Source organism: Streptomyces sp. SID10853 (assembly GCF_010548145.1).
Classification (GTDB): Bacteria; Actinomycetota; Actinomycetes; order Streptomycetales; family Streptomycetaceae; genus Streptomyces.
Genome location: NZ_JAAGLN010000207.1, coordinates 1 through 12,640 on the forward strand (window position 1 = coordinate 1; position 12,640 = coordinate 12,640).

Here is a 12,640-nt window from a genome sequence, read left to right on the forward strand (position 1 = left end):
GCCGGGCGTCCGCCCCGGCCCTGCAGCAGCAGGCCGGCCCGCTCCAGCTCCTCCAGGGCGTCCTCGGCCGCTTCCGTGCCCTCGCCGAACAGCGCGGTCACGGTCTCCTGCGCGAGATACCGGCCGGGGTGCACCGCGAGCAGCCGGTACAGCCGGGCCGCGTCAGGACCGAGGTCCCCGTACGCGGCGTCCCAGACGGCTTCGACCACGGGCAGGCCCCTCTCCGTCAGCTCGTCGGTCAGCTGGGCGGCCAGCCGCAGCAGCCCCCTCCTGCGGTGCTTGCGCAGCCACTCGCCCGCGACCTCCAGCGCGGCCGGCAGGCCCCCGCACACCCGGGCCAGGGCTTCGGCGGCCGCGGGTTCGGCGGAGAAGCGCGGGTCGTCGGCGAGTCCGCGCAGCAACCGCGCGGCGTGCTCGTCACCCAGCGGCCCCAGCGGAATCTCCAGGTCGGCGCCGCCCTTCAGATCGTCGAGGCGGCCCTGGCTGAGGGCGATCACGACGGAGTCCGCCGAGGCCGGCAGCAGCTGCTCGACCTCAAGCCCGAACCGGACGTTGTCGACCACGACGACCAGACGTCTGCCCTGGGTACGGGCCCAGTACTGCCGGCGGCGTCCGGCGTATGCCGGCTCGACCCAGTCCGGCTGCACCCCGAGCGAGCGGAGCAGCTCGCCCAGGACCTCGGCTGTCTCGACGCCGCCGTCCCTGCGGTGGTCGTCGAGATCGACGAACCGCAGGGCATCGGGGAATTCCCCGGCCAGCGCCCGTGCGAGCCGTACCCCGAGCGCTGTCTTGCCGACGCCGCGCAGCCCATGGACCGTTACGACGAGAGGCCGCCCCGCGGCATTCCCGGTGGCACCCCTGCCCGTTCCGCCACCGGCCCCTCTGCGGTGGTGAACGGCTCTGATCACAGCGCTCTGTTCGTCGTCCCGGTCGACGAAGTACGCCACGTCCGGCGGTAACTGGACCGCGGTGATCTCGGGGCCCGTATGCATACTCCCATGAAAGTGGACCTCCCCCACGCTTCCGGCCTGGACGACCGTCCCTACTTCGGCATGCCCGCTCACGCTGTTCCGCGTCTCTTCGACCACGGATCAACTCTATGCAGCACCACTGACATTGGGGCACGCCGCAACGGGAAGTAACGTGTCATGACGGATCGCCCGCTGCTCCTCATCGACGTGGATGGCCCCCTCAACCCGTACACCGCCCGGCTCGCCCGGCTGCGCGGCTACACGGCTCACCGGCTCCACCCGGCGAACTGGCTCGCCCGGCAGACCCCGGGGTCGCGGGCCCACCGCCGCGGCCTGCGCGTCCGGCTCCACCCGGAGCACGGCGCCCGCCTGACCGCTCTCCCCTTCGAACTGGCGTGGGCCACCACCTGGATGCACCAGGCGAACGAGATGATCGCCCCGGTCATCGGCCTGCCGGGCCCCCTCCCGGTCATCGAATGGCCCGAACTCTTCGCCAAGGACCCGGACGGCCTCTACTGGAAGACCCGCCCGCTCCTGGAGTGGGCCGCCGGGCGCCCGTTCGCCTGGGTGGACGACCTGATCACGGACCTGGACACGGCGCACGTCGCGACGCACCATGACGCACCAGCGCTGCTCCTGCGGATCAAGCCCCGGCACGGCTTGCGGGCCAGGGACTTCACCACTCTGGCCAACTGGTCGAATTCGCTCTGACCCCGTGTCCGCTCTGGCCCAGGAGCACAAAACAAAAGGCAAGGAGGTTTCCCACTCCTTGCCACTTTCAACTTATAGCGCACTGGGGGGCTTGCGGCAAGGCCCCGGTTGTACCGCAGAATCGTCGGCCGAAGCCGGAGCCTACGAAAAATGCGGGGTCGCGAGGTGCGTGTGCTGTTGTCGACGTATGGGTCGCGCGGGGACGTCGAACCGCTGGTGGGGCTCGCGGTGCAGCTGCGGGACCTGGGCGCGGAGGTACGGGTGTGCGCACCGCCGGACGAGGAGTTCGCCGGGCGGCTGGCCGGTGTGGGCATGCCGCTGGTGCCGGTCGGCCGTCCGGCGCGGGCGCTGACGACTGCGGCGCCACAGCCATCGGCACTGCCCCTGCGCGCGGCCGAACTGATCGCCTCCCAGTTCGCCGCGGTCAGCCCGGCGGCCGAGGGCTGCGATCTGGTGGTGGCGACCGGCGTGATGCCGGCCGTGGCCGGTGCGCGGTCGGTGGCCGAGAGGCTGGGCATCCGCTCGGTGTCCGTGACTTTCCAGCAGCTCACCCTGCCGTCGCCGCACCACCCGCCGTTGGCGTATCCGGGCCGGCCGTTCCCGCCTGAGGTGACCGACAACGAGGTGCTGTGGGACCTGGATGCCCGGAGCATCGACGCGCTGTTCGGTACGGCGCTCAACACGAACCGGGCGTCGGCCGGCCTGCCGCCGGTGGACGGCGTCCGCGACTATGCCATCGGCGGCCGGCCGTGGCTGGCCACGGACCCGGTCCTGGACCCGTGGTACGAGATCCCGGGCCTCGACGTGGTCCAGACCGGCGCGTGGATCCTGCCCGATAGCCACCCGCTCCCGGCGGACCTTGAGGACTTCCTGGCCGCGGGCGCCCCGCCCGTGTACGTCGGTTTCGGCAGCATGCCCCTGCACGCGTCGAGGGACCGCGCGTTGCAAGGCCGGTCGCCGCAGGATCGTTCGGCGACGGCCCCCTCGACGGGAGCCCCCTCGGCAGAAGGCCGATCGGCGCAGGGCAGCTCGTCGGAGGACCGATCGCCGCACGACATCGCCCGGGTCGCCGTGGAGGCGGTCCGCGCTCAGGGCCGCCGCGTGATCGTGTCGCGCGGCTGGGCCGGACTGGCGCCGGCCGACGACCGGGACGACTGCTTCGTCGTCGGCGAGGTCAACCAGCAGCGGTTGTTCGGCCGGGTGGCCGCCGTCGTCCACCACGGCGGCGCGGGTACGACGATCACGGCCGCCCGGGCCGGTGCGCCGCAGGTGGTGGTACCGCAGGCGGTGGACCAGCCGTACTGGGCCGGCCGGGTGGCCGACCTGGGCATCGGCGTCGCACACGAGGGTCCGGCCCCGACGGTCGGTTCCCTGTCGGCCGCGCTCCGGACTGCGCTGTCCCCCGGGACACTCGCCCGGGCGACCGCCGTCGCCGGCACGGTCCGTACCGACGGGGCGACCGTGGCCGCCCGGCTGCTGCTCGACGCCGTCGGCCGAACCCAGCCGCCGCCTCCGCCCCTACCTCCGCCCCCGCCCCCGTCCGCTCCCGCTCCCGCTCCCGCTCCGAAGGATCACACCACCGAAGTGCTCACCCCTCCCGAAGCCCCCACCCCTCCCGCCGAAGCCTTCGACCTTCCCCAAGCCCTCTCCGCCAAAGCCACTCCGGCGCTGATCGCCCGTGACGAGCAGCACTTCGCCGCCATCGCGGAGTGCCTCGACCAGTCCATCGCCGAGCTGTCCGGCCGTCTGGACGCCGAGCGCAAGGCACCCGGTGGCATCGGCCGGCAGGCCATGGACCGGGACCTGGAGATCCACCGGCTGACCGCCCGCCTGCGCACTCTGCGCCGCTTCGGTCTCGACCTGTGCCTCGGACGCATGGTGGGCGCGGACAGCCAAGAGGCCGTGTACATCGGCCGTATCGGCCTCAAGGACAGGGTCGGCCGCCGCCTGCTCATCGACTGGCGCTCCCCCGCGGCCGAGCCGTTCTTCGGCGCCACCCATGCCCGTCCGATGGGCCTGGCGAGCCGTCGCAGATACCGCTGGACCCGCGGGCGGATCAGCGACTACTGGGACGAGGTGTTCACGTCGGACGGGTTCGCCGGGCACGCCGCGCTCGACGACCAGTCCGCCTTCATCGCCAGTCTGGGCGCCAACCGTTCGCCACGGATGCGCGATGTGCTCGGCACCATCCAGGCCGACCAGGACGCCATCATCCGGGCGGGATCCCGTGGCGCCCTCGTCGTCGACGGCGGTCCGGGCACGGGCAAGACCGTCGTCGCGCTGCACCGCTCCGCCTACCTGCTCCACTCCGACCCCCGCCTCGGCCACCACCGGGGCGGGGTGCTGTTCGTCGGGCCGCACCAGCCGTATCTGGGGTACGTCGCCGATGTTCTGCCCAGCCTCGGCGAGGACGGTGTCCAGACCTGCACCTTGCGGGACCTCGTCCCCGAGGGGGCCGCGGCGGTGGCCGAGGCCGACCCGGGTGTCGCTCGCCTGAAGTCTTCGGCCGACCTGGTCAAGGCGGTGGAGACGGCTGTGAGGTTCTACGAGGAGCCGCCCGCCGAGGGGATGACGGTGACGACCCACTGGTCCGACATCCGGCTGAGCCCCGACGACTGGGCCCTGGCGTTCGAAGCGGCGGAACCAGGGACCCCGCACAACGAGGCACGCGACCAGGTCTGGGAGGAGCTGCTCACGATCCTGGTGGACAAGCACGACGACGAAGACGCGCAGGCCGGTCAGCTCCGCGGGTCGCTGCTGCGGAACAGGGAGCTGCTCACCGCCTTCAACCGCGCCTGGCCGCTGCTCGAAGCGGCCGACCTGATCGCGGATCTGTGGTCGGTGCCCGCCTATCTGCGGATGTGCGCTCCCTGGCTCGGCCCCGACCACGTACGGCGGTTGCAGCGCGGGGACGCCCGTGCCTGGACGGTGTCCGACCTGCCGTTCCTGGACGCGGCGCGGCAGCGGGTGGGCGACCCGGAAGCGGCACGGCGCAAGCGCCGGCACCACGCGTCCGTCACCGCCGAACGCGAGCAGATGGCCAAGGTCGTCGACAATCTGCTCGCCGCCGACGACGACGGTGAAGGCGTGCTGACGATGCTGCACGGGGAGGACGTACGGAGCAGCCTGATCGATGAGAGCGCACCGTCCGGCGCCGAACCGGACCTGTCGGCGGGGCCGTTCGCGCATATCGTCGTGGACGAGGCCCAGGAACTGACCGACGCCGAGTGGCAGATGCTGCTGCTCCGGTGCCCGTCCCGCAGCTTCACCATCGTCGGGGACCGCGCCCAGGCCGGACGCGGGTTCACCGAGTCGTGGCAGGAGCGGCTCGGACGCGTCGGGATCGACCGGGTCAGGCTCGCGTCGCTGAGCATCAACTACCGCACCCCGGAAGAGATCATGGCGGAGGCCGCCCCCGTCATCAGGGCCGCGCTCCCGGACGCCAATGTGCCGGTCTCGGTCCGCAGCACCGGCGTCCCCGTCGTCCACGGGCCCGCTTCGGAGCTGACCGCGGTCCTCGACGCCTGGCTGGCCGCGCACACCGAGGGGACCGCGTGTGTCATCGGCGACCCCGGGTTCCGCTCGACGCGCCGCGTCCGGTCACTGACCCCGGAGCTGTCGAAGGGCCTCGAATTCGACCTGGTGGTTCTCGTCGACCCAGGGGCGTTCGGCACGGGCATCGAAGGGGCGGTCGACCGCTATGTCGCGATGACCCGGGCGACCCAGCGGCTCGTCATCCTCACCAGCCCCTGACCCCGGCCTGGTCAACGGCCCCCGTACCAGGCCAAAATCGCCGGATTCTCCCATCTCTCAACCCCTCGTTCACCATGTGCAACGGGGGGTTGACCGCACCCCCCTCTCCTCGTACGGTGCTCGCACCTCGCGGGTATATCGATTAACCACCTCCCGGGGTTCCCACTCCCCTGCTCCCCCGTAGGAGGCCGCACGCCGTGCGTTCCAAGCTGAATCGCCGTGGGTTCATCTCCGCGGGGGCGGCCGTCGCCGCCGGTGCCGCCGTGCCCGGGCTCTCCGGGTGCGGGCTGCTCGGCGGGGACGAGTCCGACCCCGACACCCTGGTCGTCCACAGTTCGCTGGGCGGCACCGCGCCCGGCTCCGCGACCTTCCGTGCCGTTCTCGACATGTTCCGCAAGGAGAACCCGGGGCTCAAGGTCAAGAGCCTGATCAACGGGGACGAGCTGGGGCAGGTCTACGAGACCTCGCGGCTGGCGCACAAAGAGGCCGACGTCGTCATGGTCAACCTCTACGACAAGACCGTCTCCTGGACGGAACTCGGCGCCACCGTGACCGTCAACGGCTATCTGGACGACTGGGACCTGCGCAAACGCATCCTGCCCGCCGCGCTCGCCGAGTGGACCGACGACAAGGGCCGGCTCCGCGCCCTCCCGTACATCGCGAGCAACTGGCCCGTCGCCTTCAACCGCCGGCTGCTGCGCAGGGCCGGTGTCGAGGACATCCCGCTCACCGGGGACGCCCTGATCGCCGCAGCGAAGAAGCTGCGCGCCAAGGGCACCGCCCCCGTCACCATCGGCGGCAACGACTGGACCGGGCAGAAGCTCCTCGCCCAGATCATCCAGTCCTTCCTCACCGCCGACCAGGCCAAGAAGCTCTACGCCACCGGGGACTTCAGCGGGATCAAGGGAGCCAGGGAAGGCATCGAGTACTTCGTCGAGCTGCGGGACGCCGGGGTCTTCACCGACAAGGCCCAGGGGCTCACCACCGACTCGATGACCACCCAGTTCAACACCGAGGCCGCCGCGATGCAGTCGGCGATGTCCTCGGCGCTCGCCCGCGTTCCTGACAACGTTGCCGGCCACACGGACGTGGGCGGCTGGCCGCTGCCGCCCGGCGCTGTGCACGACAGGCCGACCATTCTGCGGACCTTCACCGTCTCCGGGTTCTGGATCAGCCCCAACGGCACCAGGAAGATCGGGACCGTCGAGAAGTTCGTCCGCTTCATGTACCGGCCGGATGTCGTCAGCCGGTTCATCGAGGAGGGCGGCCGGGACATGGCCGTACGCACGGACACCCTGAGCGACCGGTTCCCGCTGGTCGCCAAGGCCCAGCAGCTGGGCAGCGGCGTCAGCCAGGTCGTGCTGCCCGACCTGTACGTACCCCCGTCGGCCGTCCAGCCGATGATCCAGGCCACCAGCACCGCCTTCACCCCGGGCGTCAGCTCCCGCCGTATTCTCTCCGCGCTCCAGGGCGCGTACCGCAACGCCTGAGGAGGCAACCCCATGACGATGACCTCGTCCGTCAGGCCCGCCTCCCGGCCGGCCGCACCACCCGCGACCGCCGGGCGCGGGCAGCGCGGGCCGCGCACCACGATCCTCGCGCTGCCCGCCCTCGTCTGGTATCTGGTCTTCATGGTCGGCCCGATGGTGGCGATCTTCGTGATCGCCGCCCTGCACTGGCCCGGCATGCTCCAGCCGACGTCCTTCGCCGGGGTCGACAACTTCAGCGCCCTCTTCGACGACCCGGTCTTCTGGCAGGCCGTGCGCAACACCGGTCTGCAGATGGTCATCGCGCTTCCGGTGATGATCGTCTGTGCCTACATGGTCGGGTACTACGTCGCGCAGAAGCCGCCCGGCCACCGGGTGATCCGCTATCTGCTGTTCGTCCCCGGGCTCATCTCCACCCCGGCCAAGGCCATGGTCTTCTACGCCGCCCTCTCCCCGGACGGCCTGGTCAACGGCGCCCTGAAGTCCGTCGGCCTCGGGTCGGTCACCGACGCGTGGCTCGCCAACCCCGACACCGCGCTCTACTGCCTGATCGCCCTGGACGTCTGGGCCGGGATCGGCTTCACCGCCGTCCTCTTCGCCGCGCGCCTCGACAGCGTGCCCGAGGAGATCGGCGAGGCGGCGCAGCTGGACGGCGCCGGGCACTGGCGCGCCATGTGGCGCATCCACTTCCCGGTCATCAAGGAGTACGTCGGCGTCGTCACGATGCTCCAGTTCCTGTGGACGCTCTTCGGCTCCGCGCAGCAGGTCCTGCTGCTGACCCAGGGCGGGCCCGCCAACTCCTCGACCACGCTGTCCTTCCTCGTCTACGAGAAGGCGTTCATGGAGAGCGACCTGGGCTACAGCCAGGCCGTCGGTGTGGTCCTCTTCCTCGCGGGGCTCGTCGGGCTGCTCGCCATCCGCCGCGCCTTCCGCCAGAACTACTGATCGGAGCCCGACCCCATGGCCACCATGAAGTTCAGAAAGTCCTGGCTCCCCGCGCACATTCTGGTGTGGGCGTACGCCGTCCTGCTCGCGATCCCGCTGTACTACTTCCTGGCGTCGGCGTTCAAGTCCAACGAGGCGATCTTCGCCCACCCGCTCGCCCCGCCGACCTCGCTCGGGTTCGGGAACTTCCGCACCGCCTTCGAGAGCGCCGATCTGGGGATGGCGATCCTCAACTCCGGGATCGTCACGGTGTTCTCGCTGGCGCTGACGCTGGGGCTCGCCATCCCCGCGGCGTTCTCGCTGGCCCGTGCGCGGGGCAGGACCGGTGCGGCCATCGAGCGGATCTTCTCGCTCGGCTTCCTCATCCCCACCTTCGCTGCCCTCTTCCCCACCTTCCTGCTCTCGGCGGCCACCGGGCTCTTCCACACCCGCCTTTTCATGGTGCTGTTCCTGCCCGCCACCGCGATGCCGCTGTCGGTGGTCATCCTCATCCAGTTCATGCGGACCATCCCGGCCGAGATGGAGGAGGCCGCCCGGATCGACGGCGCTTCGACGTTCGGGGTGCTGCGGCACATCTACACCCCGATGTGCATGCCGGGTATCGCGACGGTGCTGCTGCTGAACTTCCTGACCTTCTGGAACGAGTATCTGTACTCGCTGATCATCATCGGCCCGGATCCGGACCTGCGGACCATCCAGGTCGCGCTGCCCACCCTCAAATCGCAGATCGGCACCGACTACGGCATCCTCACGGCCGGCACGATCCTCACCCTCGTCCCGGTGTGGATCATGTACACGCTGTTGCAGAAGCGGATGCAGCAGGCCCTGGTCAGCGGCGCGGTGAAGATGTGAGTCCGGCTCCCGCGGCCGGCTCCCGGCCCACGATCAAGGACGTCGCCGCGCAGGCCGGGGTCTCCACGGCGGCGGTGTCCAAGGTCTTCAACAACACCGGCCGGATCTCCGAGCCGACCCGGCGCCGCGTCCTGGAGGCGGCCGGGCGGCTCGGCTGGTCGCCCAGCGCTTCCGCCAGCGCGCTGCGCAGATCCCGTACCCGCACGGTCGCGATGGTCGTACGCCGTCCCACCGATGTCCTCGGCACCGATCTGCACTTCTCGGAGCTGATCACGGGTCTGGAGAGCGAGCTGTCGCCGCGCGGGTACGGGCTGCTGCTGCACCTGGCCGGCGATGTGCGCGAGGAGACCGCGCTGTACGAGCGGCTCGCCGCCGAGGGCCGGGTCGACGGGGCCGTGCTGACCGAGCACCGGGCCGACGACCCGCGGCCGCCCCTGCTGGAACGGCTCGGGCTGCCCGCGGTCCTGCTGGGGACCGCGCACCGCAGCGGGGTGAGCGAAACGGTCCGCCATCTGCTGGACCTGGGCCACCGGCGCATCGCCTATGTGACCGGGCCGACCGCCCTGCTGCACACCCGTTTCCGGCAGCGGGTCTTCGAGGAGACCCTGGCCGCGGCCGGCCTGGCCCCGGTGGCGGTGCACCACACGGACTTCACCGAGGCCGCGGCCACCGCCGCCACCGGGCGGCTGCTGGCCCTGGACCCGCGGCCGACCGCCATCGTCTTCGCCAACGACTCGATGGCGGTGTGCGGGATCGGCACCGCGCAGCGCGCGGGGCTCTCGGTACCCGCCGACCTGTCCGTCGTCGGCTACGACAACCTGCCCGTGGGCAGCTGGATCCATCCCCGGCTGACCACGGTCGACCAGTACGTCCAGCGGGCCGGCGCGGCCGCCGCACGGGCGCTGCTGGCGCGGTGCGGCGAGGACATACCCCCTGAACCCCTCACCGGACAACCCCGGCTCGTCGTACGCGAGTCGACCGGCCCCGTCTGATTTCCCTTTCCCTGGAGCACTACACATGCAGCGCCACAGCGCCCAGCTCGCCCACGACCCGGCTGTCCTGCCCTGGCTCGGCGCCAACTTCTGGTCCCGCACCGGCGGCCCCCTGATGTGGCGTAACTACGACCCGTCGGTGGTGCGCGAGGAGCTCGCCGTACTGCGCGAGCACGGGCTCACCATGACCCGTTCGTTCTTCTACTGGCCGGACTTCCACCCGGAGCCGCACCGGATCGACGAGGAACTGTGCGACCGCTTCCGGGACTTCCTGGACGCGCACGGCGAGTACGGGATGGGCACGGTCCCCACCTTCATCGTCGGCCATATGTCCGGTGAGAACTGGGACCCGGTCTGGCGTGCGGGGCGCGATCTGTACGAGGACGTGTGGATGGTCGGCCGGCAGGCGTGGTTCGCGAGCGAGATGACCCGGCGCTTCAAGGACCACGCCGCGGTCACCGGGTGGCTGATCACCAATGAGATGCCGGGGTACGGGCGGATCTACCAGGTCGACCCGCCGTCGTCGGACGTGGTGACGGCGTGGGCGCAGTCGATGTGCAACGCGGTGCGGGCGGCGGGCGGGACCCAGCCCGTCTCCCTCGGCGACGGCGCCTGGGGGCAGGAGGTCACCGGGCGCGACAACGGTTTCTCGCTGCGCGAGACCGCCGAGTACGTCGATTTCGTCGGGCCGCACGTCTACCGCTCCGACACCGACACGGTCCGCCAGCACTACCGGGCGGCCTTCGAGTGCGAGCTGGCATCGGTGACCGGACAGCCGGTGGTCCTGGAGGAGTTCGGTCTCTCCACGGACACCGTGTCGGCGCGCAACGCGGGGGTCTACTACCGCCAGACGCTGCACAATTCGCTGCTGGGCGGGGCGACGGGCTGGATGGCCTGGAACAACACCGACTACGACGACCTGTGGGACCAGTCGCCCTACGACCACCACCCCTTCGAGATGCACTTCGGCGTCACGGACAGCGAGGGGCGGCCGAAGGAGCCGCTGCGGGAACTCGCCGCCTTCGCCACCGTGCTCGGCCAGGTCGACTTCGCCCGCTGCCGGCGCGCGGACGCCGGTGCGGCGCTGGTCGTCCCGGCGTTCCTGGAGCGCGGCTACCCGTACAGCAGGCCGGCGGACCGCCCGCTGATCTTCTCCTCGCTCCATCAGGGGTATGTCGCGGCGCACTGCGCCGATCTGCCGGTCGGGTTCGTACGGGAGGCGGACGGGCTCGCCGACGACGTACAGCTGTATCTGCTGCCTTCGACCCGCCAGTTGACGACTCGGACCCGGCGGGACCTGGAGCGGCGGGCCCGCGCGGGGGCGACCGTCTATCTGTCGTTCTGCTCGGGCGAGCACCCGGCGACCCGGGGGCCGTGGTTCCACGATCTGGACGGGCTCTTCGGGGTGGAGCACCAGCTGTCGTACGGGGTCGCCGAGCCGGTCGATGACAGCGTCGTCGACCTGACGTTCACGGAGGACTTCGGCCCGTTGAAGGCCGGTGAGACGCTGCGCTTCCCGGTCGCGGGGAACGAGGACAGCGTCGCCTATCTGCCCGTCGTGCCGGTGGACGCACGCGTGGTGGCGACCGACGCGCACGGCCGGCCGGCGCTCCTGGTCAAGGAGACGGGGGCGGGGCGGACCGTGCTGGCCACCTATCCGCTGGAGCACATGGCCGCCCATACGGCGCGCGTCAACCCCGAGCAGACGCACCGGTTGTACGAGGCTCTGGCGGAGGTCGCCGGGGTGGACCGCCCGGTGACGGTGGACACTCCGTATGTCAGCGCCGATGTGCTGGTCCACGAGGACGGGCGGCGGTTCGTGTGGCTGGTCAGCCAGTCCCCGCAGACGCTGACCGTGCGACCGGGCGGCGGCAGGTTCTTCGTCCTCGGCACGGGGGCGGAGTCACCCGAGGTGACGCTGGAGCCGTACGGGGTCCAGGTCCTCGAACTGCGCTGAGGACCGCACCGGGCGGAGCTGACGGCCGACGGCGCTGACAGCCGACGGGACTGACGGCCGACGGCGCTGACGGCCGGAGGGGCTGACAGCCGACGGGGCTGACGGCCGCCCGTCAGCGCTGCCCGTCGGAGCCCGTGCCCCCGATGTTCCCGATGTTCCCGGCCTGGATCACCGTGCTGTGGTGGGCCACCCCGCTGAAACTGTTGCTGACACTGCCGATCTGCGGGGCGGCCTCCGGTGGTGCCAACTCGTCGAGCAGCGTGCGCAGTTCCGCCGCTGCTTCGGGGTCGGCCAGCAGGGCGCGGCGCATCCGCAGCCGCCACTCGCCCTGCACATCGGCGGCGGTCTCCTCGTCGCCGTCCTGCCGGGCCGTCGCCAGTTCGGCGCGGGCCGCGTCCAGTTCGGCCGCGACCGCCGTGGGATCCGCACTGCCGCGACGGGCCAGGAAGGCGGCCACCCGGTCCCGTGTGCGCGACCACGCGTCGGTCGCCATCTGCTGTACGAGCGTGGTCGCCCCCGCCGTCACCAGCGCCGTCAACTCCGCGTCCATCGTGCCCCCTTGTCGGTCCGTGAGCCTGTCCGTCCACCGCTTCTGAAGGTTAGCGCCGGAGCGCCTCCACCGGGTCCGAGTGCGGGGCGTCGCGCGGCCACCAGTCGTCCCGGCCCGGGTCTGATTCGTACGGGTACCAGCGGTTGTCCCGGCCGAAGCGGAGCTGGAGGGCGCCGCCGGGCACGGTCAGTCTGTTGCGCGAGGGCTGGAAGCGCGGCAGTCCGGCGACGGCCAGGGCGGGCCGGGCCCGGTCGAAGGGGCCCGCCGGCGGGTCCCACGGGGTTTCGAGTACGGCCAGTCCTTCGGCTCCGCCCTGCCGCCAGGCGGCGACCGCGCGCGCCAGATCGGTGGGCGTGCGCCCGGTGGCCGAGGCGAGACCGCGGTAGAGGGCGCGGGTGGTGGCGGTCAGTCCGGCGGTGGGG

The 12,640-nt window shown here is 71.5% G+C and carries 9 protein-coding genes and 2 pseudogenes; 8 read left to right on the plus strand and 3 right to left on the minus strand.

The annotated features are described in order from the left end of the window. Positions 1 to 992 (minus strand): NB-ARC domain-containing protein (locus G3I19_RS28385; RefSeq protein WP_343235237.1); only part of this gene is annotated, 992 nt, incomplete at its 3' end. A gap of 156 nt (positions 993 to 1,148) precedes the next feature. Here G3I19_RS28385 and G3I19_RS28390 point away from each other — a divergent pair. The 8 genes and pseudogenes from G3I19_RS28390 (at position 1,149) to G3I19_RS28420 (ending at position 11,668) form a co-directional block, all read left to right on the plus strand. Beyond that, positions 1,149 to 1,682: a hypothetical protein gene (locus tag G3I19_RS28390; RefSeq protein WP_164266578.1), complete on the plus strand. Its 534-nt coding sequence runs from the start codon at positions 1,149 to 1,151 to the stop codon at positions 1,680 to 1,682. A 150-nt stretch (positions 1,683 to 1,832) separates the two neighbouring features. Continuing rightward, positions 1,833 to 3,176: pseudogene (locus tag G3I19_RS38165) on the plus strand (glycosyltransferase); the annotation flags it as partial. A gap of 90 nt (positions 3,177 to 3,266) precedes the next feature. Continuing rightward, positions 3,267 to 5,435 (plus strand): RNA polymerase recycling motor ATPase HelR, encoded by a 2,169-nt coding sequence (gene helR, locus G3I19_RS28395; protein ID WP_164266584.1) that lies wholly within the window; start codon positions 3,267 to 3,269, stop codon positions 5,433 to 5,435. Positions 5,436 to 5,632: 197 nt separating this feature from the next. Then, positions 5,633 to 6,925: an ABC transporter substrate-binding protein gene (locus G3I19_RS28400; protein ID WP_164266579.1), complete on the plus strand. Its 1,293-nt coding sequence runs from the start codon at positions 5,633 to 5,635 to the stop codon at positions 6,923 to 6,925. 12 nt (positions 6,926 to 6,937) lie between these two features. Further along, on the plus strand, positions 6,938 to 7,867 hold the full coding sequence (locus G3I19_RS28405; protein ID WP_164266580.1) for a sugar ABC transporter permease: 930 nt from the start codon (positions 6,938 to 6,940) through the stop codon (positions 7,865 to 7,867). A gap of 24 nt (positions 7,868 to 7,891) precedes the next feature. Continuing rightward, positions 7,892 to 8,719 (plus strand): carbohydrate ABC transporter permease, encoded by an 828-nt coding sequence (locus tag G3I19_RS28410; RefSeq protein ID WP_164266585.1) that lies wholly within the window; start codon positions 7,892 to 7,894, stop codon positions 8,717 to 8,719. Beyond that, positions 8,716 to 9,711: a LacI family DNA-binding transcriptional regulator gene (locus G3I19_RS28415; RefSeq protein WP_164266581.1), complete on the plus strand. Its 996-nt coding sequence runs from the start codon at positions 8,716 to 8,718 to the stop codon at positions 9,709 to 9,711. Before G3I19_RS28410 ends, G3I19_RS28415 begins: the two co-directional genes overlap by 4 nt. A gap of 25 nt (positions 9,712 to 9,736) precedes the next feature. Then, positions 9,737 to 11,668 (plus strand): cellulase family glycosylhydrolase, encoded by a 1,932-nt coding sequence (locus G3I19_RS28420; protein ID WP_164266582.1) that lies wholly within the window; start codon positions 9,737 to 9,739, stop codon positions 11,666 to 11,668. A 112-nt stretch (positions 11,669 to 11,780) separates the two neighbouring features. Here G3I19_RS28420 and G3I19_RS28425 read toward each other — a convergent pair whose 3' ends face one another. Further along, on the minus strand, positions 11,781 to 12,218 hold the full coding sequence (locus G3I19_RS28425) for a hypothetical protein (RefSeq protein WP_164266583.1): 438 nt from the start codon (positions 12,216 to 12,218) through the stop codon (positions 11,781 to 11,783). A gap of 49 nt (positions 12,219 to 12,267) precedes the next feature. Continuing rightward, positions 12,268 to 12,640 (minus strand): annotated as a pseudogene (locus G3I19_RS28430) (hypothetical protein); the annotation flags it as partial.